This is a genomic window from Streptococcus suis, from assembly GCF_019856455.1.
GTDB lineage: Bacteria > Bacillota > Bacilli > Lactobacillales > Streptococcaceae > Streptococcus > Streptococcus suis_AE.
On sequence record NZ_CP082205.1, the window covers coordinates 423,399 to 449,146 of the forward strand.

Below are 25,748 nucleotides of genomic sequence, written 5' to 3' on the forward strand. Positions count from 1 at the left end.
TTTATAATAATTCTAAATAATATTGTTCTAATAATTCAAAGGAAAATAAAAAAAGCGACAGAAAGCCGCTTTGATATTCGTCTTTTACCCCTGACAATCAGGACAAATGCCGTAGATGGATAGCACCTCTTTTGTAATTTTGTAACCAGTTTGGGTATGAGCCTCCTTCTTCAAGCTCGGGATTTCTACATCCATGAAATCAGTGATTTTTCCACAGACTTCACAAATAACATTGAGGTGCTCGTGGCCCATGAAATCATAATAGGTTGTCGTGTCATTGGTACGCTTGAGTTCAGTGACAAATCCTTCTTCTAAGAGAACTTTGAGGTTGTTATAGACAGTTGCCAAACTCATATTAGGGTAGTTGGGCAGGAGGTCTTTGTATATCATTTCAGCACTTGGGTGATCGTCGCTATCAATGATATAGGCTACAACAGCCTTACGTGTTTCTGTAATGCGAACACCTTTTTCCTTTAAGTGTTGAATAACATGCTCAAAGGCAGTTTGGTTTTCTGCGTTAAGGTGAGAGTGTAGTTCCATTCGTGCCTCCTGTTCTTTTCAAGAATAATTCTAATTTACTTTTCTTCATTATAATCCTTTTTATGAAAGCTGTCAAACTTAGAAGGGGTTCATCTGTGCTAGTACAGTTGTTGTTTTATAGGCTTGTTTTTCTAAGTTTGCTTGTGCTACAATCAGAACATGACACGATATAAGGCAATTATTTCCTACGACGGCCATGATTTTTCTGGTTTCCAGCGCCAGCCCCATGCCCGTACAGTTCAGGAAGAAATCGAAAAAACACTAATAAGACTAAACAGTGGCCAGCCGGTGACAGTGCATGGTGCGGGTCGGACAGACGCAGGAGTGCACGCTTATGGTCAGGTGATTCACTTTGACTTGGCTGGCAGTCGAGATGCTGAGAAGCTCCGCTTTGCCCTGGATACCCAAACACCTGAGGATATTGATGTGGTCCAGGTGGAGCAGGTGGCGGATGATTTTCATTGCCGCTATGCCAAGCACAGCAAGACCTACGAGTTTCTGGTGGATATCGGGCGGCCCAAGAATCCCATGATGCGCCACTATGCGACCTTCTATCCCTATGATTTGGATTTGAGCTTGATAGAAGAAGCCATTCAGGACTTGGTGGGGACCCATGATTTTACAGGTTTTACGGCTTCAGGAACCTCGGTCGAGGACAAGGTGCGGACCATTACGGCGGCAAGTATGGAATATGACAAGCGGCGACAGTTTTTGATTTTTACCTTTTCAGGCAACGGTTTTTTGTACAAGCAGGTGCGGAATATGGTTGGGACCTTACTGAAAATTGGCAATGGTCGGATGCCTGTGGGGCAGATTAAACGGATTTTGGCAGAAAAAGATCGTGGTTTGGCGGGACCGACTGCGGCAGGAAATGGTCTCTATCTAAAGGAGATTATCTATGAAGACTAAGTATATTTTGGCGCTTTCGGGTAACGATATTTTCAGCGGTGGCGGTCTCTATGCGGATGTGACCACCTACGCTGTCCACAAGCTGCATGGGTTTGTGGCGGTGACTTGCTTGACAGCTATGACGGAAAAAGGTTTTGAGGTCATTCCGACAGATGCGGCGGTCTTTGCCCAGCAGCTGGCTAGTGTGAGGGATGTGCCCTTTTCTGCGATTAAGATTGGCTTGCTTCCCACGGTGGACATAGCAGAGCAGGCTTTGGAGTTTATCAAGACTCACCAGGAGATTCCTGTGGTCTTGGATCCAGTCTTGGTCTGCAAGGAAACGCACGATACCGAGGTCAGCCAGTTGCGAGATGAACTCTTGAAATTCCTTCCCTATGTCAGCATTATCACACCAAATCTGGCAGAAGCTCAGCTATTGCTCCAAAAAGACATCAAAACGGTGGAAGAGATGAAGCAGGCGGCAGTGGCTCTCTACGACTTGGGAGCTAAATCAGTGGTCATCAAGGGTGGCAATCGCTTGGGCGATCAGCAGGCTGTGGATGTTTTCTACGACGGTCAGGAAGTGGTGGTGCTCCAGTCGCCTCTGTTGTCAGAAAACAATGTAGGGGCAGGCTGTACCTTTGCGTCCAGCATTGCCAGTCAGCTTTTGCTGGGTCAAGAGCCTTTGGAGGCGGTCAGACTGTCCAAGGACTTTGTTCATGCGGCGATTGAAAAATCAGATGATTATGGGGTGATTCAATATGAGAAATAAGAAAACACAGGAATTAGTATTATTAGCTATCTTAACAGCCTTGAGCTTGGTCTTAGCCTACTTCCATTTGCCAACACCTTCGGGGTTTGTGACACTTTTGGATGTTGGGGTATATTTTACAGCCTTTTACTTGGGCAAGAAAGAGGGAGCTATTGTCGGCGGTTTATCTGGACTCTTGATAGATTTCTTGCTGGGCTATCCCCAGTGGGCTTTCTTTAGTTTGCTCTTCCACGGTGCTCAGGGTTATTTTGCGGGTTGGACAGGCAAGAAACGGATTTTCGGTCTAGTCTTGGCGACGCTCTCTATGGTTGGGGGCTACTACCTAGCATCTCGGATTTATTTTAATGACCTCAAAGCCATTGAAAGTGTTTTTGGCAATAGCATGCAAAACTTTGTCGGTATGGGCTTAGGGTTTGCAGTGGCTAAATTAGTTGAGAAAAGCGGTGCTATTAACTATGTCACTCGATAAAATCAAAGTTCAAACCCAGCAAGTTGTGCAAGAAGTCTTAGAGCTCAGCAATCTTCAAAAGGGGCAGATATTTGTCCTTGGCTTATCATCTAGTGAGGTCATTGGTGGGCATATTGGCAAAAATTCTAGTCTGGAAGTTGGTGAGGTGGTTGTTGAAACCATCTTGGAAATCCTGGAGCCAAAAGGTATCTATCTAGCTGTCCAGGGTTGCGAACACCTCAATCGTGCCTTGGTGGTGGAGCGGGAATTGGCAATCCAGAAGGATTTGGAAATAGTCAATGTCTTACCCACCCTCCATGCAGGTGGTTCTGGGCAGTTGGCGGCCTTCAAATATATGAAGGATCCGGTGGAAGTCGAGTTTATCACTGCACAGGCTGGTATAGACATCGGCGACACAGCTATCGGCATGCACATCAAGCACGTCCAAGTTCCGATTCGACCTAGCCTGCGTGAAATTGGACAGGCCCATGTCACCGCTCTCGCCAGCCGACCAAAACTAATCGGCGGAGTCCGAGCAGCCTATCAGGAAGATACCATACGGAAAGGTTCATAATGAAAGAATTTACGGTCAAGGATTTAGTGTGGACCCGTCCACCGCGACAATTCACTATTTCAGATGAAGAAATTACCATTACCACCCACCCCCAGACGGATTTGTGGCAGAAGACCTATTACCATTTTGTGAATGACAATGCTCCTGTTTTGCAAATGGAAACGGAGGAGGACTATTTTACCTTTACTGTGAAGACGGATTTTGCGGGTAGTCATACTCGATTTGACCAGTGTGGAATTGTCCTTTATCAAGATTCGGAGAATTGGCTCAAGTGTTCGATAGAGTATGAAAATGATGACTTCCAACACTTGGGAAGTGTGGTGACCAATCACGGATTTTCTGACTGGGCAACTACTGAAATCAGTTCACAAGTCAAATCCATGTGGTTTAGGCTCAGTCGCAGGGGAGCTGATTACTGTTTTGAAAATTCCGAAGACGGTATTCATTTCAAACAAATGCGGGTTTGCCATTTTCATCAAGGGGCAGGGAAAATAGCTTTTGGGCTGTATGCCTGTTCACCAGAAAACTCCAGTTTTACAGCTCGCTTTACCAATATGGAATTGAGCGACTGCAAATGGCTGCCCCATGACGGACAAGAGCCAGATGAAATATAGTGAGAGTTTTAGGTAAGTAGTAACAGAAAAATAGTTGAAACTCAGACTCTTCTAAAATCAAAATGATCTGTAGTCAACTTGCCTTGAAGAACTCCTGCTCAATCTTCGCCTTCGTTTCCTAGGCGACTTTTGATTTTCATTGAGTGTCAGGGGGAGTGGGAAAGAACTCGACCAAGATAAAAAGAGTTCGTCAACAAGTCCTTATTTCCAGTTGTTGAGCTGAAACAGTCTATCCCCAGACTGTTTCACTCCCACCCCCGCACAGCTCAAACTGTCTGGGAGACAGTTTGAGGTTGGAAATAGAGCGAACTTTGTTCGCAACAGTCGTAATGGGCAGATTTGGAGTGCAAAACACGAATTGCTGAGATTTGCTTCGCAAATACTATCTCCAACCTTTAACAGTCCACTGGACTGTTAAACCCAATCAACCACTGCGCTGAGATGTTAACACGAACTCTGGGTAGTGGTCCTGGGCTTTTTGCCCAGCCTCTTTATCTTTTGAGCCAAATCCTTGCCAAGAAGTCTGGCTTATGGCATACTTGTTCTTGTAGTTGATACAAGAACGGAAAGGAGACCTAATGGATACAAAGTTTTCAGTAGCCCTTCATATATTGACCATGATCAGTGAGAGCAAGGAAATACTTAGCTCGCAAGCCTTGGCTGAGAGCGTTGGTACCAATGCCAGCTACATCCGCAAGGTGATTGCACTCTTGAAAAATGCAGGCTTAATCACTTCGCACCAAGGGCGATCAGGCTACCAATTGAGCAAGTCCCCTAAGAATATTAGCTTATTGGAAATCTACCTTGCGACGCAAGAAGTGGAGCATATTCGTCTATTTCAGATACACCAGAATGCCAATCTTACTTGTCCAGTTGGACAGCATATAGAAGGGGCAATGGTTCCCATCTTTTCCAGTGTTGAACAAGAACTGGAAAATCAACTCAGTCGTCAATCCTTAGATAATGTGATTGATAATCTCTATCAATCCGCACAAGAAACCCGAATCTGACCTCGGTCAGATTTTATAAATCCAAACATAGACCTGTAAGTGATACAGGAACAAACAAAAATAGAAAAGAGAAGAACATGAAAGCAGCACAACACACATCTTATAACAAAAACAACATCACCCTTAACCTTACAGAAATTGCTAAGCCACAAATCAAGTCTAACCAGGTCCTTGTCAAAGTGACCGCAGCAGGCGTTAATCCATTGGACAACATGATTTCACGCGGAGATGTGAAATTGATTGTCCCTTACAAATTGCCACAAACAGCTGGAAATGAGGTAGTCGGCTTGGTTGAAGAAGTCGGTGCAACTGTAACCAACTTTGCAGCAGGTGACCGTGTTTTCGGTCGTCTTCCACTTGATAGTATCGGTGCTTTCGCTGAGTATGTAACGGTTGACGCTCAAGCTCTTGCTAAGGTTCCTGCCTACTTGACAGATGAAGAAGCGGCTGCTGTTCCTTTGACAGCCTTGACCATCATGCAGGCCCTTGATCTCATGGGTGCTGAGGCAGGCAAGACCATCTTCATCTCAGGTGGAACTGGTGGTGTCGGCGGTATGGCTATTCCGATTGCCAAAGCCAAGGGCTTGACCGTCATTACCAACGGTGATGGGGCAAGTGCAGAGCGGGTGTTGTCACTGGGTGCAGACCAGTTTATCGATTACAAGACAGAAGATTACACCAAAACCCTTAGCAATGTTGACTATGTCTTGGACACACTTGGTGGTGCAGAAACAGAAAAACAAATGTCAATCATGAAAAAAGGTGGACAGCTGGTTTCCCTTCGTGCCATGCCAAATGGTGAATTTGCCAAACGCATGAATTTGCCAAAATGGAAACAAATCTTGTTTGGGCTAGCTGGTCGTTCATTTGACAAAATGGCTAAGAAATACGGTGTTCACTACCATTTCATTTTCGTAGAGAGCAATGGTCGTCAGCTGCAAGAAGTAGCAGACATTTTCAGTAAGCTCGAAATCAAACCGTCTATCGATACAGTTTATCCATTTGAAGAAGTTAATGCAGCACTTGATAAGGTTGCCAACGGTCGTTCACGCGGAAAAACCGTCCTCAGTTTCAACTAAAAAATAAAATATACAGGGAAAAATCATGTCATATATTACAACTAAAAACCAATACCTCACCGTTTCAAACAATAAAATCGCCTATCGTGAGCTTAGCAAGGGCAAGTCTGACATCCCTTTGGTCATGCTGGTTCACCTAGCCGCGACCTTGGACAACTGGGATCCCAAATTGCTGGATTTGCTAGCTGAAAAGCACCATGTGATTGTCCTAGACCTTCCTGGCGTAGGAGCTAGTCAAGGCAAGGTGGCTCCAACTATTCCAGGAAGGGCTCAGCAGGCTGTTTCCATTATCAAGGCTTTGGGTCATGAGAAAATCAATTTGCTAGGTCTGTCTATGGGTGGTTTCATTGCTCAAGAAATCGTTCGTCTGGATAGTCAGCTGGTCAACCGTTTGATTTTAGCAGGCACAGGTCCTCGTGGTGGTTTTGAAGTTGATAAGGTGACTGGAAAAACCTTCCGCTATATGCTGAAGGCTGGTTTGGAGCGTGTGGATCCAAAACGCTACATCTTCTACAATCATGATGAAGCAGGTCGTTTGGAGGCAGAAAAAGTCTTGGGTCGTATGGGGGAAAGAAGTGCTGCTCATGCAGACAAGGACATGAATGTTCCAGGATTTTTGACCCAGCTGAAAGCTATCAAACGCTGGGGAAGAGAGCCGCAAGATGACATGACCTTTATCACCCAACCAACACTTATCGTCAACGGTGATAAGGATATGCAAGTTCCGACAGAAAATTCTTACACCATGCATGAGAAGATTAAAAATAGCCAACTGATCATCTATCCAAATGCAGGTCACGGCTCGATCTTCCAAAATGCAGAAGAGTTCTCGAAAGCCTTACTAGCCTTTTTGGAGGAAACCAATGCCTAAAACTATTTTAATCACAGGATCGACAGACGGAATTGGCAAACACCTAGCCATGAAACTAGCTAGTGAAGGTCATGAAGTGATCTTGCACGGACGAAATAACGAAAAGCTCCGTGTAGCCCTCAGTGATATTCAACTAAAAACAGGAAATAAAAAGATTCACGGCTATCTTGCAGATTTTTCCAAGTTAGCAGATGTCTATCGTTTCAGCCAAGAGATTAAACGAGATTTTGAGCAGATTGATGTCTTGCTAAACAATGCGGGTGCTTACTTTGGAGATGCCCGCGTGGCAACGGCAGAAAATATCGAGATGACTTTTATGCTGTCTGTCCAAGTTCCGTATATCTTGACGACGGAGTTGCTGCCCTTGCTGGAAAAAGCAGCAGGCAGGGTCATTCATACCTCTTCCTTCATGCACCATTTTGCACAAACCAGAGGCTTGGATTTTGGTTTAGAGCAGAGCTATTCTGCAGCCATGGCTTACAATAATGCCAAGCTTTACACCATTTGGCTGGCAATAGCTCAGGCAGAGGCCTTAGAAAAGCAAGGTTCATCTGTGACCGTCAATGCCTACCATCCTGGCTTGATTGCGACAAATTTGGGCAATGATGGGGTCAAACGCAATCTGAGAAGTCGGATTCTCACCAGTCTGATGAAACCCTTTTCCAAAGATTTGGACCAAGGGATTGAAACGGGTTGCTACTTAAGCCTGTCACCAGAGGTGGCTGGAGTATCAGGTCGTTATTTTGCGGAGAAAAGGTTGGCTAAGGTCAGCTTGAAAGGATTTGATTTGGCAAAGAGCCAGGCCTTACTAGCCTATCTTGATAAGAAAATTCAAGTATTTAAGGAGAGCTACGGTGACTAAGATTTTGTTAGAAAACCTCCAACTGCCCAATGGTCAGGTCTTAGATAATCGCTTTTTCAAATCCGCCATGAGCGAAACCCTGGCAGATAGTCAGGGAGCTCCTTCAGATGACCTGATTGCCTTATATGATTTTTGGGCCAAGCAGGGAATGGGTGTCCTAGTGACAGGTAATGTCATGGTGGACGGCCGCTACCTTGGTGAGCCAGGCAATGTGATCCTTGATTCAGACGATCATCTGGCTCAATTTCGGAAATGGGCATCCGTTGGGAAAAAGAACGGTGTGCCTATCTGGCTCCAGCTCAATCACCCTGGCAAACAGATGTATCGGTCAATCAATCAAACTCCGATTGCACCCAGTGCCATTCCGATTTCTGGAGGCTCAGCTTCGGCCTTTCGTCCACCGAGAGAAATGACCGTGTTTGACATCAAAGAAGCTAGAGATAAATTTATTGCAGCAGGCCTTCGGGCAAAAGCAGCAGGATTTACAGGTGTACAGTTACACGCTGCACATGGATACTTGATCAATCAATTCCTCTCGCCAGCAGATAATCAGCGGACGGACCGCTATGGTGGCAGTCTAGACAATCGCATGCGATTTTTGGTGGAAGTCTATCAAGGTCTGCGTGAAAAAGTGGGACCAGATTTTACCATCGCCTTGAAATTGAATGCTTCCGATTTTAAGGAAGAGGGCTTTGGTTTTGAAGATTGTAAGCATGTGGTGAAAACCATGTCTGACTTGGATATTGACCTGATTGAAATTTCAGGTGGTAATTATGAGACACCTGTTTTTGGTAGTGACTATGAGAATGGTGCTGGATTTGTCACCTATGCCCTTGCCTTAGCGGATTTGACTTCTGTTCCTATTGTTTCAACAGGCGGTTTCCGAAAAGTCACCCAGATGGAGGAAGCTATCAAGGATGGTGTGTCCATGATTGGTCTTGCCAGACCCTTTGTCCTTCGTCCAAGTCTTGTCAATGATTACCGTCAAGTCGGTGATGTGCAACTGACAACGCCTCGCCTGACAACAGGTCTTCCAAAACTGGATAAGGCCCTTGGTCCCATAATCGGTGTCAGTTATTACGAGGCCCAGATGAAACGCTTGGCCAAGGGAAAATCTGTCAAAATCAGTCGAAATGCCTGGACTTATCTTCTTCAGACCGTCAAGGCACACGGTCTGTCAGCCTTGAAACCGAGGAGGAAGTAGAATGATGCTAATCATGACGATACTAAATTAATTTTAAAGCTACTTTTACAATGCGTGTAAGAGTAGCTTTATTTTCATTATAGATATTCGATTGAGGAGAGGTTCAAGCCTAACACACTTCTCAGAGTTGTTTAACAAGTCTGATTTATCTGTTTAGTTCTTTACCATTCCCTTTTTTCAGCCGCCTTCCCATGCCCAAGCGTTACAGCCACTAAGGCTTCGACTGCCTGGTCCAAGTCATAGCTAGTCTGGGTCAGCCAGTAGGAGATAAAGCTGGTGATTCCTCCAGCGAAATAGTGGATGTAGTCTAAGCGACACTGCTTTTCCCAGTTGCCGAAGTTCTGCGTCAGAGCGGAAATCATCATGGTCTGGAGCTGTTTGGAAAAATCCTCCTGCGGTAATTTCAAAAGCTGAGTGATCACCCTCCGATTGTCCTCCACAGCGGTTAGAATATTACTGAGATAAAGTTTCTCCGCCTCAAAATTCAGTTCGGACAAGCTCTCTACGACCGGTCGGCAACTCTCCTCAATGGCAATGACGATATCTGTGACGATGGCTTGATAGAGGTTTTCTTTCCCTTCGTAGTGCTGGTAAAAGGCATTGCGTGAGCAGTTAGCCAGTTTGCAAATGTCCGTGACAGCGATTTTTTGATATTCCTTTTCCTCTAGGAGTTGTAACATAGCAGAGCGTAAATTGTGTTCGGTCTTGATATAGCGTAAATCGTGATTCATGATGACAGGTTTCCTCTTTTTGTAATTTAAGTGACAGATGTCCATTATCTGTCATTTGACGGATTAAAGTGACAGGTGTAACATAAAAAGTGTAACAAAATGAAATGGAGAAATCAAATGACAAACCGTATCACAGAAATTTTAGGTATTGAAAAACCAATCATCCAAGGACCGCTGGCTTGGTTGACCAATGGTCGCTATGCTGGTGCGGTCAGTGCTGCTGGAGGACTTGGAGTATTGGGTGTCAGTGCTGGCCAGTCTACCGCAGCAACCACTATTGAAGAAACTGTCGAAAACATGCGCCGTGAAATTCGTATCGCTCGTGAGTTGACCGACAAACCGATTGGATTAAATGTTTTCCCCGGAGATCCAGCAACAGATCCCTACACGCAACCTATGTTGGATCTCATGGTAGAAGAAAAGGTTCCAGTCGTCGTCATGGTTGGTCAATTTTCTGCTGAATGGGTGTCAAGATTTCATGAAAAAGGGATCAAGGTCGTTTTTCGTGCAGAAACTCCGACTGTTGAAAATACGGAAGAAGCCATTCAAGGTGGGGCAGATATTATCGTGGCGACTGGCTTTGACGAAGGTGGAACCGTTCCTCATAAGGTTGTGGGTACCTTTTCTATTGTCCCTATGATTGTGGATGCGGCAAAAGGTCGTGTGCCTGTCATGGCGGCTGGCGGGATTGCGGATGCTCGTACGGCACGGGCCGCTTTCGCACTCGGAGCAGAAGGACTCTTTGTCGGAACAGCCTTCATGATGAGTGAGGAGTCAATCTTAGCACAAAATATCAAAGAACAGGCTCTCTAGCGATTTGCTTCTTTACCGCACAGTCCCAGCCTACTACCGTTCATTGCCAGGAGAAATTCCAAACAAACTCTTGGAAATGAGCCAGGCTGGTGCCAGCGAAGAAGAAATTTACGAGGTCCAGCGAGGTTATCTTGGCTTGCGTGACGGTATGCTTTTCGGTGATTTGAGCAAGGGCTTCGCCTCCTTTGGTCTGGGAATTTCTATGATTGACAAGATCGAGCCTGTGGCGGTTATCATGGACAAATTGATGAGTGGAATTGAGGACTTAGTGTAAGATGGCAGACAAAAAACAAATGGTACTCGGCTTAGCTATGTTTGGTGCAACTGGTTCGAACTTAAAATCCTGGACGGACCCAGAAGCGAAATTGACGGAGTACCCAAACATTTCAGTGGATATCAAGGCAGCTCAGCTGGCAGAAAAAGGCAAATTCCAATTCATGTTCTTCGGAGATTTTCCGGGAATAAAAGCTAGTGATAATGGCGACATGCAGACTATGGGCTTGGATCCCCTCTTGATCGCTAGTATTATCAGTAGTCACACAAACCGAATTGGATTTGGAGTGACCCGAGCGACCTCCTGGTCCAATCCCTACGAGTTGGCTAGACAGTTCAAAACCTTGGATGCAGTCAGCAAGGGGCGTGCTGCTTGGAACGCAGTCACAGGAGCTAATGGGGTTAGTGCACAAGCCTACGGTGTGAATTTGAATTTTGACCGCTATGGAAAAGCCTATGAATTTATAGAGACGGTCCAACACCTTTGGTCAACTTGGGGTGAGGATGCCTTGCAGCTCAACCATTCGACCAAGGAATTTGCAGATTATGACCAAGTTAAGACGGTAAACATCAAGGGGAATTATGTGCAGACCACCGGTACGCTACCTATTCCACCATCCAAGCAAGGCCAACCCGTCATCATTCATTCAGGTGGTTCTGAAAACAGTATCGCCTTCGCAGGTAAATATGCAGATGTATTTGTCGGTGAATTATATACCATAGAGCAAGGTCAGGCCATGCGTCAAGCGTTGCGGGATGCAGCTGTTGCTAATGGTCGGAATCCAGATGATATCAAGTTTATCGCAGGTGTTATGCCTCTGATGGGTGCGACCAAGAAAGAAGCCATTGAACGCCATGGAACCTTCATAGATGGGAAAACGCTTCTACAACGCATTGCCTATATCGGTTATATTCTAGGAGTGGAGTTCACTCCTGCAGATATTGAGCAGCCGATTTCTTCAGCTATTTTGGACGCTGTTCAGATTACACCTTTCAGTGACCCACGAACTGAAAATGTCATTCGTGTGGCGCGTGAGGGTTGGACCCTGCGTGAAGTGGTTTACCACTCAGTGATTGACTATCACCCAACTGCAGTTGGTACTCCCAAAGATATTGCTGACTACTTGACAGACTGGTTTGAGGCAGGTGCTGCAGATGGATTCTGGGTTATGCCCGACTCCTTTGGAGTTGATTTGCCACGCTTTGTCGATGAGGTTGTCCCAATTCTCCAAGAACGAGGCCTTTTCCATAAGGACTATGAGGGCGAAACCTTGCGTGACCACCTCGGTCTTGATTACCAGTACGGCGTGAGAAAATAGTTAACTGACAACCACATACAAAAAAGACTTAGAGTGACTGAACATCAGTTGTCTAAGTCTTTTTTTGCTTGGTCTGGTCAAGAACGTTGACAAGCTTGCCCTATTGCTCACCCATCAACCGCATGATGTCATCAGGGCTTTCCTTACAGCCTCTAGCAACCCAGGTTTTGAGCACTCGGAAAAATCCTCCTACGATAAATTGCAGGTGAAAATCATCAGTCATGTCCCCCAGCCTTTCTTTGAAATAGCGATCCAAGACCTCCTCGAGCAAGTAGTCCAAATGGTTGGCAGTCAATAAGCGAATCTTATCCTGTTGCTCATACCAAAAGTCAAAAAATTGCCGTAAAGCTAGTAAGAGATGGGCATCTGACCAATCCGACAAGTCAATCTGCCGATTGGTCAACCAGGCTTGCAATTCCAAGTTGAAGGACCGTTCGAGAACCTCTTCCTTATTAGAAAAGTTCCTATAAAAAGTTACTCGACCGATGCCAGCTCGCTCCACCAACTCTGACACACTAACCTTTTCAAAGGATTTGTCTTCCAACAACTCCCACAGAGCCTCCACGACACTCTCCACAAATAACGACTCTTTCCGCTTCACTCTTTCCATGCGAAACACTTCCTTTCATTTGTTTCCTTTTGGGTAAATAGCAGAGCTGGGACTAGTTTTCCCACTGTTCATCTGCTATACTAGCAAAATAGAAACACTTGTTTCTCATAGTATAACATAAACGAGGCATCATATGCCCAAATAACTCTTGCTCTGGAAAATCTTAGTGTCCGTTCTTATCAAACTGAGCATGATAGAGGGAACCACTTTTAGCTGTCCTTTGACTGGTCTGTACCGACATTCACCAGCTATGAGGCCTCTAAGCGACTGGTAGGAACGATGATAGGATTTGTAACTAGATGTAGAGGAAAATTTTTCACTATGAAAAGTGAAGATACTATATAGAGTTAGCAAGAAATAAACAACAAATAAAGGAGACTTTCGATATGATGGTTGACAAGAAGGAAAAGGCGAAAAGAAGACTTAAAAAAATCACTTTGGTGATTATGGGAGCCGTTTTGGCAATCCTTGCAGTGTTATTTTTTGGGACTCGGATTGTGACAAGAAATGCTTATCCTAGAGTGGATAGACCAGAGTTTTCCTATCAATGGTTTTATGACCACTATGAGGATACGCTACCAAGAAAGCAGGTTTCTATCCAATCAGGTGAAAATGAACTTGCTGGATTTATCTATGGAGAGGAGAACGATAAGGGTTTAGTGGTATTGTCACATGGTAGTGGTGCTTATCACGAATTCTATATGAAGGAGATTGTTTGGTTTGTTCAACATGGTTACAGGGTTTTTGCTGCCGACTATACAGCTAGTGGCCATAGTGAAGGAGAACAGACAGGAGGACTTAGCAAAACTCCTATTGACCTGGATATTATCCTTACCTATATTGAGCAGGACGATAGCTTGAACAAATTGCCTAAGGTGCTAATCGGACATTCGTGGGGGGCTTATGGTGTGACAGCAGTGTTGAACTATGACCATGATATTAAAGCTGTCGTCAGCCTTGCTTCATACAACGAACCAGCAAAACAATTGGCAGATATTCTCGGCAGAACGGTTTCACCGATACTCTATGGACTTGAACCATTCTTCCGTATGAATAATATTGTTGATTACGGTAAGTATGGTACATTGACAGCGGTGGATGGTATCAATCAAAGCGGTGTTCCAGTCATGATTGTTCATGGGACAGGCGATCAAATGATCCCTTATGATGGTGATGCCTTGACTGCCTATCGTGATAAAATCACAAATCCTAATGTGGAATGGGTCATTCTTACTGAGGAAGGTCATAATGACCATGGCTCCTTCCTTATGACCAAAGAAGCAGAGGAACTGGAAAAGCCTTTTAGCGAGAAAATAGCAGAATTAAAAAAACAGTACGGTGATGAAATACCACATGATGAGCTTGAACAGCTGTACAGTAATATTGATCAGGAACTGATGAATACACCGAATGAAGAGTTTATGCAGACATTCAATAATTTCTTTGAAAAATATATCCAATAGCATCAATGAGAAAGGCAGATGTGGGAAATCCACACCTGCCTTTTTGTCAGTTCTGAAACCGTCAAGGTTGAAAATTCTTTCTCACTCATCAATTCTAAAAGGGCCACCGTCACGCTTTCCACAAACAGCGAATCCTGCCGCTTAACATTGTCCATGCGAAACACTTCCTTTCATTTGTTTCCTTTTGGGCAAATAGCAGAGCTGGGACTAGTTTTTCCACTGTTCATCTGCTATACTGATAAAAAACGAAACACTTGTTTCCAAAAATATACCATAAAGGACAGAAAAAAGAAAGTATGAAAAAAGTTTGGAAAATAGTAGCGGCTGTAACAGTTGTTCTAGCCTTGCTTGGTTTTATTGCCTACAAAAAGACATTTGGCTGGTCAGCTCCTGAGCTTGTTGACCAGACCCCACAAGTGAATGAATGGTACCGCCTCAGTCCTGAAGGGGTTGTAGATTCTCAGGGTAATCAGGCACACGGCCTGCTTCGTATCGGTAAAGAGAAGAATAAGGTGATGGTCTATTTCTTCGGTGGTGGTGTGAGTATCAATGAAGAGACTGCTAGTGGTGGCACACGCTATTTTGTGACCACAACTGGCCATCAAGATTATGTCGCAACTTGGGGAATTGGAAGTCCGCAGGAAGACAATCCATTTAAGGACTGGACTATGATTGTCCTTCCTTATGGGACAGGAGATTTTCATGCAGGTACCCAAAACTTTTCTTATATAGATGATAAGGGAAAAGAGCAGGTAGTCCATCACCAAGGTTATTCCAATCTGATGAGTATTTTAGCAGCAGCCAAGGCTCACATAGGCAATCCAGATACGCTTCTGGTAACTGGATTTTCAGCTGGAGGATTTGCGACCTCACTGCTAGCGGATGATGTCATTTCTCATTTTCCAACAGCGAAAAATGTCACCGTTGCAGTGGACAGTTCCTTTTTGAGACATGATAATTGGAAAAGCATTGCGGAAAATGTCTGGAAGACACCGACTTCTATTAGTGACCGCCTGCATTCAGATAATATTGTTTTAGATAGCTTAGTAGCCCTCCATGAGAAACGCGGGGATAGTGTTAAGATATTGTTTGACATTTCCTATCGAGATGGGATTCTTCAGCAGTATCAGGCCTATATTGACCAAGGGAAACTAGCAGATGCAACTGAAGAGAGCAGTGAGCACTTTCAAAAAGAACTTAAAAAAATGATTCAAGAACTGCAATCTAAGATTGATGGTGTGGGTATTTTTATCTGGAACTATGGTCAAGATGAAAAGACCACAGCTACTCAGCACACCACCATTAACTTCTCAACATTCTTTACCCCTATGTCTCAAGACAAGAGTGTGGCAGAATGGCTGGATGATGCAGTTAACGGAGAGGTAAAAAGTTACGGGTTAGAACTACTAGATTAGGAGAATAGCATGAAAAAAGTTTTAATCGGCATTGGGATTTTTATAGCTTGTTTGGGTATTGGTTTCCTGTTTTTAGCCAGCAAGCCCTCGGTTGCTTCTAACTACACAGAAGTGGTTGAAACGGGAGGAGCTGTCGAGAAAAAGTATCTTGGGCTAGGAAACTATGATGTTTCCTATCTCGAAATCAATGCTTTACAAAATTTCAAAAAATATGAACTATATTATCCTACAAGTATTGAAACAGAAACCAGAACATTTCCAGTTGTGATATTTTCTAATGGTACCGGTGTTAGAGCTTCTAAGTATGCGGCTGTTTTGAAACATTTGGCTTCTTGGGGCTTTATTGTGATTGGTACTGAGGAAGAATATTCTTGGAATGGATTTTCATCCGAAATGAGCTTGCGACTTGCTATCAAGCTAAATGATAATAAGACTGTTGAAGGTCTAAAGTTAAATCCTTTCTTTAGTAAAGTTGATTTAGATAAGGTCGGCCTATCGGGTCATTCTCAAGGAGGAGTTGGGGTCTTTAATGCTGTTACAGAACAAAAACATGGCAATATGATCAAAACCATCTACGCTGCAAGTCCTGCCAATTTAGAACTTTCTAGTAATTTAGAATGGGACTATGACCCGAGTTTGATCTCTGTTCCGACCTTTCTTGTCTCAGGTACGGGTGCTGGAGATGAGGATTTGGTAGTGTCTGGCAAGCAGTTGACACAGATTTATGAGACATTACCAGCTACCATCACAAAGGTAATGGATCGGAGAAAAGAAGCTGGACATGGTGATATGCTTAGTCTTCCAAATGACTGATATGTAAAGCCCTTTGTCAAGTAAAAACAATCGAACTGATTAAAAAATGAAAAGTATCTAGAAAGAGCCTAGTTCTTAGCTTCGGGCATTGGCCACTCTGATATTCGTGGATTGGTTACCTACAGGTCAATGGTTCTGCCGCGAGTCCTACTCTCTATAAGCGTGGATCACAATTGTGCCACTTAGTCGTTTCGTAGATGACTCAAACCTTGAAGTCCTAAACTCCTTCAAGATACTTTCCATTCAAACATGATTTCAATCCTTATTTCTGTCCAAATTCACCCAGTGATTTTGGATAGAAATAGGGATTCCTCATCGCTCTGCGATGATAAAACTTAATGGTCAAAAGTGTACATGAAAACAAGCGCTAACTTCAAGCTATTCTTCCTGTCATCATCCCCCAAATAAAACCAGACAATTCTCGTGCAATAGCTGTTTTAGCAACATTTTGTTTCTTATTTTTTCCTAGAACAAGTGTGCGATAACGTCTTCTTAAGCGTTCATTAGCCTTATCCGCATAAGCAATCACCTCCACTCGGTTTCCACTTTGTCTCCTTTTCAATTCTTTGGATTTATACCCAATCGTCCCCTTAGCCAATGATTGTGCAGCTTCTATCAGAAGTCGTCTCACATGGCTATTCCCAGCTTTGGTGATAGCACCTCTTCTCTCCTTGTCGCCGCTAGAATTTTCGCTAGGAGTTAGCCCAAGATAAGAAGCAAAATGTTGAGCTGTCGCAAAGCGATTAAAATCACCGATTTCTGTCACAATGGAAAGAGCAGTTAGTGTTTTAATGCCAATAAAGCAAGAAAGCCGTGAGACCTTCTCTTGATAACTGTCGCTTTGACCCAGTTGCTCAATTCGTGCATCATACCGTTCTATTTGATCTACTAATTTCTCATAGGTCAATAGATATTCTGTCAAAATCTCTGCGTAAAGTCCCTCAGGTTTTAGGGAACGGAGCCAGCGAACATGTTTCTGTGTCCAATTACTGCTTCCCTCGGTATAGCGAAAATCATGTCGGAGACAGAAGGCAAGAATTTGTTGTTTGATTTTCTTCAGAGCCACTTTGTGGTCTGTTCTCATACGGATATATTCTTTGACTTGTTCATCCTCAGCAGTAGGAATATGAACAGGCTGATAGCTACGAAAGGCCAGAGCTTTTGCGAGCTGAGCCGCATCTTTCTTATCAGTCTTAACACGCTTAGATCCTTCCTTCATTACCGTTGTAGGTGCCATCACGATACAGGGAATCCCGTGAGCTTGTAGCTGGTGATATAGGGTAAATCCGAGGCATCCAGCTTCGTAGCCACATAACACTTCTGCATCTTGACCATATAAACGACGAAGCTCATTCACATAGTTCACAATATAGCTAACATTTGGACTAACTTTAGTGCTATGTTTGAATTGATTGGTCATCATATCATAATAGCAGAGTGAAAAACTTTCTTTGTGAACATCCATTCCGATGAAAAGTGTGGTAAAATGAAACATATAAGACCTCCAATTGAGTGTGGTAATTCCTGTTAGAAGTTGATTGTTTTTTTATTCTAGTGTACAGGTAAATCCACGAATTCTCAACTGGGGGTCTTTACATATTGTCTATAAAACAAGGACAAACAATAGAAAGACAAAACTGGCTTTTGAAAAGCGATGATAGATTCTAGTCGGTTCATTTTTGGTCTTGATAGAGTTTGTTTTGAACAATTTCTGGAGAGTTTCCTTGAAATGCCGTCTCTGATTCAAGGTCCCCTTGTAATTGCCACATAAACCAAGCTACCATATAGACAATATGTAAAGACCCCCAGTTGAGAATTCGTGGATTTACCTGTACACTAGAATAAAAAAACAATCAACTTCTAACAGGAATTACCACACTCAATTGGAGGTCTTATATGTTTCATTTTACCACACTTTTCATCGGAATGGATGTTCACAAAGAAAGTTTTTCACTCTGCTATTATGATATGATGACCAATCAATTCAAACATAGCACTAAAGTTAGTCCAAATGTTAGCTATATTGTGAACTATGTGAATGAGCTTCGTCGTTTATATGGTCAAGATGCAGAAGTGTTATGTGGCTACGAAGCTGGATGCCTCGGATTTACCCTATATCACCAGCTACAAGCTCACGGGATTCCCTGTATCGTGATGGCACCTACAACGGTAATGAAGGAAGGATCTAAGCGTGTTAAGACTGATAAGAAAGATGCGGCTCAGCTCGCAAAAGCTCTGGCCTTTCGTAGCTATCAGCCTGTTCATATTCCTACTGCTGAGGATGAACAAGTCAAAGAATATATCCGTATGAGAACAGACCACAAAGTGGCTCTGAAGAAAATCAAACAACAAATTCTTGCCTTCTGTCTCCGACATGATTTTCGCTATACCGAGGGAAGCAGTAATTGGACACAGAAACATGTTCGCTGGCTCCGTTCCCTAAAACCTGAGGGACTTTACGCAGAGATTTTGACAGAATATCTATTGACCTATGAGAAATTAGTAGATCAAATAGAACGGTATGATGCACGAATTGAGCAACTGGGTCAAAGCGACAGTTATCAAGAGAAGGTCTCACGGCTTTCTTGCTTTATTGGCATTAAAACACTAACTGCTCTTTCCATTGTGACAGAAATCGGTGATTTTAATCGCTTTGCGACAGCTCAACATTTTGCTTCTTATCTTGGGCTAACTCCTAGCGAAAATTCTAGCGGCGACAAGGAGAGAAGAGGTGCTATCACCAAAGCTGGGAATAGCCATGTGAGACGACTTCTGATAGAAGCTGCACAATCATTGGCTAAGGGGACGATTGGGTATAAATCCAAAGAATTGAAAAGGAGACAAAGTGGAAACCGAGTGGAGGTGATTGCTTATGCGGATAAGGCTAATGAACGCTTAAGAAGACGTTATCGCACACTTGTTCTAGGAAAAAATAAGAAACAAAATGTTGCTAAAACAGCTATTGCACGAGAATTGTCTGGTTTTATTTGGGGGATGATGACAGGAAGAATAGCTTGAAGTTAGCGCTTGTTTTCATGTACACTTTTGACCATTAAGTTTTATCATCGCAGAGCGATGAGGAATCCCTATTTCTATCCAAAATCACTGGGTGAATTTGGACAGAAATAAGGATTGAAATCATGTTTGAATGGAAAGTATCTTGAAGGAGTTTAGGACTTCAAGGTTTGAGTCATCTACGAAACGACTAAGTGGCACAATTGTGATCCACGCTTATAGAGAGTAGGACTCGCGGCAGAACCATTGACCTGTAGGTAACCAATCCACGAATATCAGAGTGGCCAATGCCCGAAGCTAAGAACTAGGCTCTTTCTAGATACTTTTCATTTTTTAATCAGTTCGATTGTTTTTACTTGACAAAGGGCTTTACATATCAGTCATTTGAATTAACTTTGATACATCGTCACTTTCGTCTTGCCGTACTCTAGTATAGCCTGCGCCTCAGTTCCTTGTCTGAAAGCTAATTCATTCGACTATACTAGCCAATTTGTGGTCTGCGCCAATATTGTTGGCAACCTTTTTTAGATTGAAGAGCAAGGTTTCATTATTTATAGCACTATCGGTACTATCTTGCTGCTGAGATGATGCAGTTGTGGAGGAGCTCTCTTTATTTTCGGTAGATTGCGGACCTATATCCTTGTCAGTGACATAGCCTACATACTGATACTGCTTTATGTTACTTGGATTAGGAAGTTGGTCTCCGACTTTTAGCTGATGAACCTGATTGTAGTCTGCAAGTAAATTGCTTTCTAGAGCCTGGATACTCTGGATAGGTAGAATAGAACCAGTGGCGGTCAGAAGAAGGATGGATGAAATTTTGCCTTTTCCAACCAAACTTATTCCTAGAACTAGAAGAAGTTCCCCTCCAATCGTTAATAGATTAATCCCGGTCTCCCCTGTAGCTGGAAGAATCCCAAATATTTTTTTAGGTTCGGTCTTGTAGATGAGATAGATTGTTTGATTCTCCGTAGCTATTTCTTTGGAAGGTGAGACAGTTTTCAGCTTAGATAAGACAGAATCCTTCTCTGAACTTGTTAGTTCATCTTGTGCAATATATTGATATTGAACAGATACCGTCGATGCATATAGGAGGCTGGCTTCCCCATAGGCCACTCACTATGGCTACTGTAGTACTAGACATGGCTAGTTGTTTAAGAGCGATTTTCTTGGTATACATTTTCCTCTCCTTTTTAAATATTTACTTGTACAATCAGATTATACTACTTGTACGAAGAAAAAAATGCCAAATCGTTCACATTTTTGGGGCAATAGTGCATATTTTTTTAAAATTTTAAATGGTATATTTTTACTAGAGATAGAGGATGGTATCCTGGTATTTATTTTAGTAATTGGTGTCTTAATCATGTTCTTTTTAGCAATGTAGTATTACTGTGTAGAAATTTTTCCAGATTATGGTATTTTTATCTAAGAATACTGTGTATCCTAGTGCCAAACCTTGAAAATTGCCTAATTTTCTGCTACAATATATTATTGACTAAAATTGAAATAGGATGAATGATATGGTAACAAATGTACTTCGTTCTCTCATTGAAAATGATAAGGGAGAGCTAAGAAAACTTGAGAAAATGGCAGACAAGGTCTTCTCGTATGCCGATGAAATGGAAGCGCTGACTGATGAACAGTTGCAAGCTAAGACAGCAGAATTTAAGGAGCGATACAATAACGGTGAATCCCTCGATGATCTTTTGTACGAAGCTTATGCGGTAGTCCGTGAAGGAGCTCGTCGCGTATTGGGCCTCTATCCCTACAAGGTTCAGGTTATGGGAGGAATCGTTCTTCACAACGGTGACGTTCCAGAAATGCGTACTGGTGAAGGTAAAACTCTGACTGCAACGATGCCTGTTTATTTGAATGCCTTGTCTGGTCAAGGTGTTCACGTAGTGACGGTTAACGAGTATCTTTCTACTCGTGATGCGACTGAAATGGGTGAATTGTATTCATGGCTTGGTCTATCAGTTGGTATCAACTTAGCTGCTAAATCACCCTTGGAAAAACGTGAGGCCTATAACTGCGATATTACTTATTCGACCAACTCAGAGATTGGTTTTGACTACCTCCGAGACAATATGGTTGTTCGCGCAGAAGACATGGTTCAACGTCCTCTCAATTATGCCTTGGTCGATGAAGTTGACTCAATCTTGATTGACGAAGCTCGTACGCCGTTGATTGTATCTGGTGCACAAGGTTCTGAAACAAACCAGTTGTATTTCTTGGCAGATAATCTTGTTAAATCTTTGACAACAGAAGATTACATCATAGACATTCCATCTAAGACGATTGGTCTGTCTGATTCAGGTATTGACAAAGCAGAGAAATTCTTCAAGTTAGATAACCTCTACGATATTGAAAATGTAGCCATTACCCATTTCTTGGATAATGCACTTCGTGCCAACTACATTATGACCTATGATATTGACTATCTGGTCAATGAAGACCAAGAGGTCATGATTATCGATCCATTTACAGGTCGTACGATGGAAGGTCGTCGTTATTCTGATGGACTTCACCAAGCTATCGAAGCTAAGGAAGGTGTACCGGTTCAAAACGAGTCTAAGACAAGTGCCTCTATTACCTACCAAAACCTTTTCCGTATGTATAAAAAATTATCAGGGATGACGGGTACTGGTAAAACAGAAGAGGAAGAATTCCGTGAAATCTACAACATCCGTGTTGTACCAATTCCAACCAACCGTCCAATCGCGCGTGTTGACCACGAAGATTTACTCTATCCAAGTCTAGAATACAAATTTAATGCCGTTATTGCTGATGTGAAGAGACGCTATGAGAAAGGGCAACCTGTCTTGGTCGGTACAGTTGCGGTTGAAACTTCTGATTTGATTTCTCAAAAATTGGTAGCTGCAGGTGTCCCTCACGAAGTATTGAATGCTAAAAACCACTATCGTGAAGCGCAGATTATTATGAATGCTGGTCAGCGTGGTGCGGTCACTATTGCGACCAACATGGCGGGACGCGGTACCGATATTAAGTTAGGTCCAGGGGTACGTGAACTTGGTGGGCTGTGTGTTATTGGTACTGAGCGCCATGAAAGTCGTCGTATTGATAACCAGCTTCGTGGACGTTCAGGTCGTCAAGGTGACCCAGGTGAATCACAATTCTATCTATCTCTCGAAGATGACTTGATGAAACGCTTTGGTTCAGAACGCATCAAAGTATTTATGGAGCGTATGAATCTAACAGAAGAAGAGTCCGTTATCAAGTCTAAAATGTTGACACGTCAAGTTGAATCTGCTCAGAAGCGTGTGGAAGGGAACAACTACGACTCACGTAAACAAGTCCTTCAATATGACGATGTGATGCGTGAGCAACGTGAAATCATCTATCGCCAACGCCAGGATGTTATTACTGCTAACCGTGATTTGGCTCCTGAAATCAAAGCGATGATGAAACGGACGATTGAACGCCAAGTTGCTGGTCACTTCCTTGGTTCGAAAGATGAAGCTATTGATGGAATTATCAAATTTGCGCATGCAAATCTCGTTGACGATGATACCTTGAGTAAAGCTACTTTTGAAGCAATGAATCAGAAAGAGATTGTCGAAGAGCTCTATGAACGTGCTTTGAGAGTCTATGATTCGCAAGTGAAAAAATTACGCGATGAAGAACGTGTACGCGAATTCCAGAAAGTTCTTATCCTTCGTGTTGTGGATAACAAATGGACAGACCATATTGATGCCTTGGATCAATTGCGCAATGCAGTCAGTCTTCGTGGATACGCTCAAAACAATCCAATCGTTGAATATCAATCAGAAGCATTTACTATGTTCAACGATATGATTGGGGCTATCGAGTTTGAAGTAACCCGTTTGATGATGAAGGCGCAAATTCATGACAATATTGAGCGTGAGCGTACAAGTCAAGAAGCACATACGACAGCTGTTAAGAATATTATGCCGAACCAATCGCATGCAATTCAGGAGAATGTATCTTTTGAAGGTGTTGATCGTAACGATCCATGCCCATGCCAGTCTGGTAAGAAATTTAAAAATTGTCACGGCCGTAAATAGGAATGACGCGTGGACTGGACGGCTGTCCAGTCCTTTTGCAATTTTTAGACCAGTCACTAGAGTCAGTTCGTTTATGTTAATAAATGAATTGACTATGCAAAAGGAGACCGATTAATGATAGTAGGACATGGCATTGACCTTCAGGAGATGGCGGCGATTGAAAGTGCCAGAATCAAACACCAAGGGTTTCCCCAAAAGATTCTCACAGAGAAAGAATTTGAACGGTATCAAAGTCTGTCCGGTCGCCGTCAGTTAGAATATTTAGCTGGACGTTGGTCAGCCAAAGAAGCACTGACCAAGGCCTTGGGGACAGGCATTGGTAAGATAGGATTTCATGATATTGAAATTCTGAATACCAGCAAAGGAGTTCCCTATGTGACGAAGAGTCCCTTTGATGGGAATATTTGGCTCAGCATTAGCCATTCAGGAAATTTTGTACAAGCTAGTGTGATTTTGGAGGAGAAAGATGATTGAAAGTGAACATCGACCCACGCAAATTCGGGTTGACTTAGATGCGATTGCGGAAAATTTCGAGCAAGTAATGACCAACTTGCCCCATAAGACCGAAGCATTTGCAGTTGTTAAGGCGAATGCTTATGGTCATGGAGCTGTTGCGGTAGCGAAAAAGTTATCCAGTCAAGCAGCTGGTTTTTGTGTTTCGAATTTGGATGAAGCATTAGAGTTACGTAAAGCAGGTATCGAGCATCCTATCTTGATTTTAGGAGTGGTTCCTGTACGTTTTTTACCAGTAGCTCATCAACTCAATATCAGTGTGACAGTTGCCAGTCTGGACTGGTTGCAAGATGCAAAAGACTTAGAGGCTGATTTATCTGGTCTAACTGTCCATCTTAAGCTGGATACAGGTATGGGGCGGATTGGTTTTAGAAAAATAGCCGATTTGCTACAAGCGATTGCTATCCTTGAAGAATTAGAGTATGACATCGAAGGAGTTTATACTCATTTTGCTACTGCGGATGAGGTTGAACAGGCGCACTTCGAGGGTCAACTGTCTGTTTTTAAAGAATTTTTGGATGTTCTACCAATTACTCCGCGCTGGATTCATGCCAGCAATTCAGCAACAAGCATTTGGCATGCTGATACAGTATTTAACCTGGTTCGTTTGGGAAACATTCTTTATGGACTTAATCCAAGTGGACGAGTGCTAGAACTCCCGTTTGATGTTCAACCAGCCTTATCTCTCGTATCTGAAATTGTTCATGTAAAGCAGGTTGAAGCTGGCACAACAATTGGCTACGGAGCTACTTATCACAGCACCGATTCAGAATGGATTGCGACCGTTCCGATAGGATATGCAGACGGTCTCGTACGAAGCTTACAAGGCTTATCAGTCCTAGTCGATGGGCAGGCCTGTGAAATTGTAGGGCGTATTTCGATGGACCAGATCACCATTCGTTTACCTCATGCTTATCCGCTTGGTCAAAAAGTCACCCTAATCGGTCAAGATAGAGATAAAACGATCTCTGTTCAGGAGTGGGCTGATCGCATCGGAACCATAAATTACGAGGTGGTTTGTCTTTTGACAGATCGTCTACCTCGAATTTTTGAGTAAATGTGACGATAATCCGCCTCTTTCACTAGGAATAGAAGGCTAAAATATTAGAGAAGTGTTGCCTATAGATTGTCTATAATACAAATATCGTCATTTAGTTGACTTTTATTACTTCGACGTAAGGAGGCTGGGCAAAAAGCCCAGGACCACTACTCAGAGTTCGTGTCAACATATCAGCGCAGTGGTTGATTGGCAGATTTGTTCGTGTTTTGCACTCCAAATCTGGCCTAATCAACTGTGCGGGGGTGGGAAGACGAACTCTTTTTATCTTGGTCGAGTTCTTTCCCATTCCCTATTTCCAACTTCAAACACTCCACTGGATTGTTTGAACTCGCCTTGCCTGATTTTGTAAAAGTGACTTGCTTTGCAAGCAATCTGGGGGATACGAATAGTCCAGTGGACTATTCGTACCTGAGCCTGAAAACAAAAAAGCGAAGTACATCAGCTGGTCACCTAGAAATAAGAAAGCATTGAGTTATGCCTGTGGCTTTTGATGAGGCTGGTCAAAAAGTCTAGGACCACTACTCAGAGTTCGTGTCAACATATCAGCGCAGTGGTTGATTGGCAGATTTGTTCGTGTTTTGCACTCCAAATCTGGCCTCTACGACTGATGCGAACAGAGTTCGCCTTATCTCCAACCTCAAACTGTCTCCCAGACAGTTTGAGCTGTGCGGGGGTGGGAGTGAAACAGTCTGGGGTTAGACTGTTTCAGCTCAACAACTAGAAATAAAGACTTGTTGACGGACTCTTTTTATCTTGGTCGAGTTCTTTCCCACTCCCTTTGTCCCCAGTCTCCAACTATCTCCCAGATAGTT

General features: G+C 43.2%; 26 protein-coding genes and 1 pseudogene. 20 read left to right on the forward strand and 7 right to left on the reverse strand.

Annotated features, from left to right (window positions below):
* Nucleotides 1-84: 84 nt before the first annotated feature.
* Nucleotides 85-540: a peroxide-responsive transcriptional repressor PerR gene (perR, locus tag K6969_RS02165; RefSeq protein WP_029173809.1), complete on the reverse strand. Its 456-nt coding sequence runs from the start codon at nucleotides 538-540 to the stop codon at nucleotides 85-87.
* A gap of 159 nt (nucleotides 541-699) precedes the next feature.
* On the opposite strand from perR, the gene truA reads away from it, so the two are divergent.
* From truA to K6969_RS02215, 10 genes are all read left to right on the forward strand, one after another.
* Nucleotides 700-1,449: a tRNA pseudouridine(38-40) synthase TruA gene (truA, locus tag K6969_RS02170; RefSeq protein ID WP_029173808.1), complete on the forward strand. Its 750-nt coding sequence runs from the start codon at nucleotides 700-702 to the stop codon at nucleotides 1,447-1,449.
* On the forward strand, nucleotides 1,439-2,200 hold the full coding sequence (locus K6969_RS02175; protein ID WP_029173807.1) for a bifunctional hydroxymethylpyrimidine kinase/phosphomethylpyrimidine kinase: 762 nt from the start codon (nucleotides 1,439-1,441) through the stop codon (nucleotides 2,198-2,200). The genes truA and K6969_RS02175 overlap by 11 nt, the downstream gene beginning before the upstream one ends.
* Nucleotides 2,190-2,669 (forward strand): ECF transporter S component, encoded by a 480-nt coding sequence (locus K6969_RS02180; RefSeq protein ID WP_029173806.1) that lies wholly within the window; start codon nucleotides 2,190-2,192, stop codon nucleotides 2,667-2,669. The genes K6969_RS02175 and K6969_RS02180 overlap by 11 nt, the downstream gene beginning before the upstream one ends.
* The gene (locus K6969_RS02185; protein WP_029173805.1) at nucleotides 2,656-3,222 is read left to right on the forward strand and encodes a TIGR01440 family protein; all 567 of its coding nucleotides are present in this window, start codon (nucleotides 2,656-2,658) and stop codon (nucleotides 3,220-3,222) included. The genes K6969_RS02180 and K6969_RS02185 overlap by 14 nt, the downstream gene beginning before the upstream one ends.
* Nucleotides 3,222-3,836, forward strand: coding sequence for a DUF1349 domain-containing protein (locus tag K6969_RS02190; RefSeq protein WP_029173804.1), 615 nt, complete (start codon nucleotides 3,222-3,224; stop codon nucleotides 3,834-3,836). Before K6969_RS02185 ends, K6969_RS02190 begins: the two co-directional genes overlap by 1 nt.
* Before the next feature lie 578 nt (nucleotides 3,837-4,414).
* Nucleotides 4,415-4,846: an Rrf2 family transcriptional regulator gene (locus K6969_RS02195; protein ID WP_029173803.1), complete on the forward strand. Its 432-nt coding sequence runs from the start codon at nucleotides 4,415-4,417 to the stop codon at nucleotides 4,844-4,846.
* Nucleotides 4,847-4,923: 77 nt separating this feature from the next.
* The gene (locus K6969_RS02200) at nucleotides 4,924-5,925 is read left to right on the forward strand and encodes an NADP-dependent oxidoreductase (RefSeq protein WP_136647894.1); all 1,002 of its coding nucleotides are present in this window, start codon (nucleotides 4,924-4,926) and stop codon (nucleotides 5,923-5,925) included.
* A gap of 25 nt (nucleotides 5,926-5,950) precedes the next feature.
* Complete coding sequence (locus K6969_RS02205; protein ID WP_171942782.1) at nucleotides 5,951-6,796, forward strand: alpha/beta fold hydrolase; 846 nt, start codon at nucleotides 5,951-5,953, stop codon at nucleotides 6,794-6,796.
* On the forward strand, nucleotides 6,789-7,658 hold the full coding sequence (locus K6969_RS02210; protein ID WP_171942783.1) for an SDR family NAD(P)-dependent oxidoreductase: 870 nt from the start codon (nucleotides 6,789-6,791) through the stop codon (nucleotides 7,656-7,658). The genes K6969_RS02205 and K6969_RS02210 overlap by 8 nt, the downstream gene beginning before the upstream one ends.
* Nucleotides 7,651-8,862 carry an NADH:flavin oxidoreductase/NADH oxidase family protein gene (locus tag K6969_RS02215; protein ID WP_171942784.1) on the forward strand — a complete coding sequence of 404 codons (1,212 nt, stop codon included), beginning with the start codon at nucleotides 7,651-7,653 and terminating at the stop codon, nucleotides 8,860-8,862. Before K6969_RS02210 ends, K6969_RS02215 begins: the two co-directional genes overlap by 8 nt.
* 161 nt (nucleotides 8,863-9,023) lie before the next feature.
* Here K6969_RS02215 and K6969_RS02220 read toward each other — a convergent pair whose 3' ends face one another.
* Nucleotides 9,024-9,593 carry a TetR/AcrR family transcriptional regulator gene (locus K6969_RS02220; protein ID WP_029173798.1) on the reverse strand — a complete coding sequence of 190 codons (570 nt, stop codon included), beginning with the start codon at nucleotides 9,591-9,593 and terminating at the stop codon, nucleotides 9,024-9,026.
* A 117-nt stretch (nucleotides 9,594-9,710) separates the two neighbouring features.
* Here K6969_RS02220 and K6969_RS02225 point away from each other — a divergent pair, with 117 nt between their 5' ends.
* Genes K6969_RS02225 through K6969_RS02235 form a run of 3 tightly spaced genes read left to right on the forward strand, consistent with a single transcriptional unit; the run spans nucleotide 9,711 to nucleotide 11,998 of the window.
* On the forward strand, nucleotides 9,711-10,406 hold the full coding sequence (locus K6969_RS02225; RefSeq protein ID WP_253911806.1) for a nitronate monooxygenase: 696 nt from the start codon (nucleotides 9,711-9,713) through the stop codon (nucleotides 10,404-10,406).
* 4 nt (nucleotides 10,407-10,410) lie between these two features.
* Nucleotides 10,411-10,680, forward strand: a complete 270-nt coding sequence (locus K6969_RS02230; protein WP_253911807.1) for a dioxygenase — start codon at nucleotides 10,411-10,413, stop codon at nucleotides 10,678-10,680.
* A 1-nt stretch (nucleotide 10,681) separates the two neighbouring features.
* Nucleotides 10,682-11,998 (forward strand): NtaA/DmoA family FMN-dependent monooxygenase, encoded by a 1,317-nt coding sequence (locus K6969_RS02235; protein WP_029173796.1) that lies wholly within the window; start codon nucleotides 10,682-10,684, stop codon nucleotides 11,996-11,998.
* Between the two features lie 100 nt (nucleotides 11,999-12,098).
* Here K6969_RS02235 and K6969_RS02240 read toward each other — a convergent pair whose 3' ends face one another.
* Complete coding sequence (locus tag K6969_RS02240) at nucleotides 12,099-12,608, reverse strand: TetR/AcrR family transcriptional regulator (protein ID WP_171942785.1); 510 nt, start codon at nucleotides 12,606-12,608, stop codon at nucleotides 12,099-12,101.
* Between the two features lie 386 nt (nucleotides 12,609-12,994).
* Between K6969_RS02240 and K6969_RS02245 the strand changes: the two genes are divergently transcribed.
* A complete protein-coding gene (locus K6969_RS02245; RefSeq protein WP_029173794.1) occupies nucleotides 12,995-14,071 on the forward strand; it encodes an alpha/beta hydrolase in 1,077 nt (358 codons plus the stop codon).
* 2 nt (nucleotides 14,072-14,073) lie between these two features.
* On the opposite strand, the gene K6969_RS02250 is transcribed toward K6969_RS02245, so the two are convergent.
* Nucleotides 14,074-14,226: a hypothetical protein gene (locus tag K6969_RS02250; protein WP_153309460.1), complete on the reverse strand. Its 153-nt coding sequence runs from the start codon at nucleotides 14,224-14,226 to the stop codon at nucleotides 14,074-14,076.
* A 141-nt stretch (nucleotides 14,227-14,367) separates the two neighbouring features.
* Here K6969_RS02250 and K6969_RS02255 point away from each other — a divergent pair, with 141 nt between their 5' ends.
* Nucleotides 14,368-15,486: a pectin acetylesterase-family hydrolase gene (locus K6969_RS02255; protein WP_171942786.1), complete on the forward strand. Its 1,119-nt coding sequence runs from the start codon at nucleotides 14,368-14,370 to the stop codon at nucleotides 15,484-15,486.
* A gap of 9 nt (nucleotides 15,487-15,495) precedes the next feature.
* A complete protein-coding gene (locus K6969_RS02260) occupies nucleotides 15,496-16,299 on the forward strand; it encodes an alpha/beta hydrolase (RefSeq protein WP_171942787.1) in 804 nt (267 codons plus the stop codon).
* Between the two features lie 373 nt (nucleotides 16,300-16,672).
* Here the strand turns inward: K6969_RS02260 and K6969_RS02265 are convergent, their stop codons facing one another.
* Together K6969_RS02265 and K6969_RS12340 are read right to left on the reverse strand one after the other, a co-directional pair.
* Nucleotides 16,673-17,794: an IS110 family transposase gene (locus tag K6969_RS02265; RefSeq protein WP_321537345.1), complete on the reverse strand. Its 1,122-nt coding sequence runs from the start codon at nucleotides 17,792-17,794 to the stop codon at nucleotides 16,673-16,675.
* A 178-nt stretch (nucleotides 17,795-17,972) separates the two neighbouring features.
* Nucleotides 17,973-18,086 (reverse strand): annotated as a pseudogene (locus K6969_RS12340) (lipase); the annotation flags it as partial.
* Between the two features lie 109 nt (nucleotides 18,087-18,195).
* Between K6969_RS12340 and K6969_RS02270 the strand changes: the two are divergent.
* The gene (locus tag K6969_RS02270) at nucleotides 18,196-19,317 is read left to right on the forward strand and encodes an IS110 family transposase (protein WP_321537345.1); all 1,122 of its coding nucleotides are present in this window, start codon (nucleotides 18,196-18,198) and stop codon (nucleotides 19,315-19,317) included.
* A 465-nt stretch (nucleotides 19,318-19,782) separates the two neighbouring features.
* On the opposite strand, the gene K6969_RS02275 is transcribed toward K6969_RS02270, so the two are convergent.
* The gene (locus K6969_RS02275) at nucleotides 19,783-20,430 is read right to left on the reverse strand and encodes an LPXTG cell wall anchor domain-containing protein (RefSeq protein WP_029174482.1); all 648 of its coding nucleotides are present in this window, start codon (nucleotides 20,428-20,430) and stop codon (nucleotides 19,783-19,785) included.
* A gap of 407 nt (nucleotides 20,431-20,837) precedes the next feature.
* On the opposite strand from K6969_RS02275, the gene secA reads away from it, so the two are divergent.
* The 3 genes from secA to alr all read left to right on the forward strand — a co-directional run bounded on the left by secA (nucleotide 20,838) and on the right by alr (nucleotide 24,933).
* Nucleotides 20,838-23,363, forward strand: a complete 2,526-nt coding sequence (secA, locus tag K6969_RS02280; protein ID WP_002942480.1) for a preprotein translocase subunit SecA — start codon at nucleotides 20,838-20,840, stop codon at nucleotides 23,361-23,363.
* 114 nt (nucleotides 23,364-23,477) lie between these two features.
* On the forward strand, nucleotides 23,478-23,837 hold the full coding sequence (acpS, locus tag K6969_RS02285; RefSeq protein WP_321537449.1) for a holo-ACP synthase: 360 nt from the start codon (nucleotides 23,478-23,480) through the stop codon (nucleotides 23,835-23,837).
* Entirely contained in the window at nucleotides 23,830-24,933 is a 1,104-nt protein-coding gene (gene alr, locus K6969_RS02290) for an alanine racemase (protein WP_171942741.1), read from the forward strand. Before acpS ends, alr begins: the two co-directional genes overlap by 8 nt.
* Nucleotides 24,934-25,748 lie beyond the last annotated feature (815 nt).

Coding starts and splice junctions, on each gene's coding strand:
- perR (WP_029173809.1), bottom strand. CDS start 540: ATGGAACTACACTCTCACCTTAACGCAGAAAACCAAACTGCCTTTGAG.
- truA (WP_029173808.1), top strand. CDS start 700: ATGACACGATATAAGGCAATTATTTCCTACGACGGCCATGATTTTTCT.
- K6969_RS02175 (WP_029173807.1), top strand. CDS start 1,439: ATGAAGACTAAGTATATTTTGGCGCTTTCGGGTAACGATATTTTCAGC.
- K6969_RS02180 (WP_029173806.1), top strand. CDS start 2,190: ATGAGAAATAAGAAAACACAGGAATTAGTATTATTAGCTATCTTAACA.
- K6969_RS02185 (WP_029173805.1), top strand. CDS start 2,656: ATGTCACTCGATAAAATCAAAGTTCAAACCCAGCAAGTTGTGCAAGAA.
- K6969_RS02190 (WP_029173804.1), top strand. CDS start 3,222: ATGAAAGAATTTACGGTCAAGGATTTAGTGTGGACCCGTCCACCGCGA.
- K6969_RS02195 (WP_029173803.1), top strand. CDS start 4,415: ATGGATACAAAGTTTTCAGTAGCCCTTCATATATTGACCATGATCAGT.
- K6969_RS02200 (WP_136647894.1), top strand. CDS start 4,924: ATGAAAGCAGCACAACACACATCTTATAACAAAAACAACATCACCCTT.
- K6969_RS02205 (WP_171942782.1), top strand. CDS start 5,951: ATGTCATATATTACAACTAAAAACCAATACCTCACCGTTTCAAACAAT.
- K6969_RS02210 (WP_171942783.1), top strand. CDS start 6,789: ATGCCTAAAACTATTTTAATCACAGGATCGACAGACGGAATTGGCAAA.
- K6969_RS02220 (WP_029173798.1), bottom strand. CDS start 9,593: ATGAATCACGATTTACGCTATATCAAGACCGAACACAATTTACGCTCT.
- K6969_RS02225 (WP_253911806.1), top strand. CDS start 9,711: ATGACAAACCGTATCACAGAAATTTTAGGTATTGAAAAACCAATCATC.
- K6969_RS02235 (WP_029173796.1), top strand. CDS start 10,682: ATGGCAGACAAAAAACAAATGGTACTCGGCTTAGCTATGTTTGGTGCA.
- K6969_RS02240 (WP_171942785.1), bottom strand. CDS start 12,608: ATGGAAAGAGTGAAGCGGAAAGAGTCGTTATTTGTGGAGAGTGTCGTG.
- K6969_RS02245 (WP_029173794.1), top strand. CDS start 12,995: ATGATGGTTGACAAGAAGGAAAAGGCGAAAAGAAGACTTAAAAAAATC.
- K6969_RS02250 (WP_153309460.1), bottom strand. CDS start 14,226: ATGGACAATGTTAAGCGGCAGGATTCGCTGTTTGTGGAAAGCGTGACG.
- K6969_RS02255 (WP_171942786.1), top strand. CDS start 14,368: ATGAAAAAAGTTTGGAAAATAGTAGCGGCTGTAACAGTTGTTCTAGCC.
- K6969_RS02260 (WP_171942787.1), top strand. CDS start 15,496: ATGAAAAAAGTTTTAATCGGCATTGGGATTTTTATAGCTTGTTTGGGT.
- K6969_RS02265 (WP_321537345.1), bottom strand. CDS start 17,794: ATGTTTCATTTTACCACACTTTTCATCGGAATGGATGTTCACAAAGAA.
- K6969_RS02270 (WP_321537345.1), top strand. CDS start 18,196: ATGTTTCATTTTACCACACTTTTCATCGGAATGGATGTTCACAAAGAA.
- secA (WP_002942480.1), top strand. CDS start 20,838: ATGGTAACAAATGTACTTCGTTCTCTCATTGAAAATGATAAGGGAGAG.
- acpS (WP_321537449.1), top strand. CDS start 23,478: ATGATAGTAGGACATGGCATTGACCTTCAGGAGATGGCGGCGATTGAA.
- alr (WP_171942741.1), top strand. CDS start 23,830: ATGATTGAAAGTGAACATCGACCCACGCAAATTCGGGTTGACTTAGAT.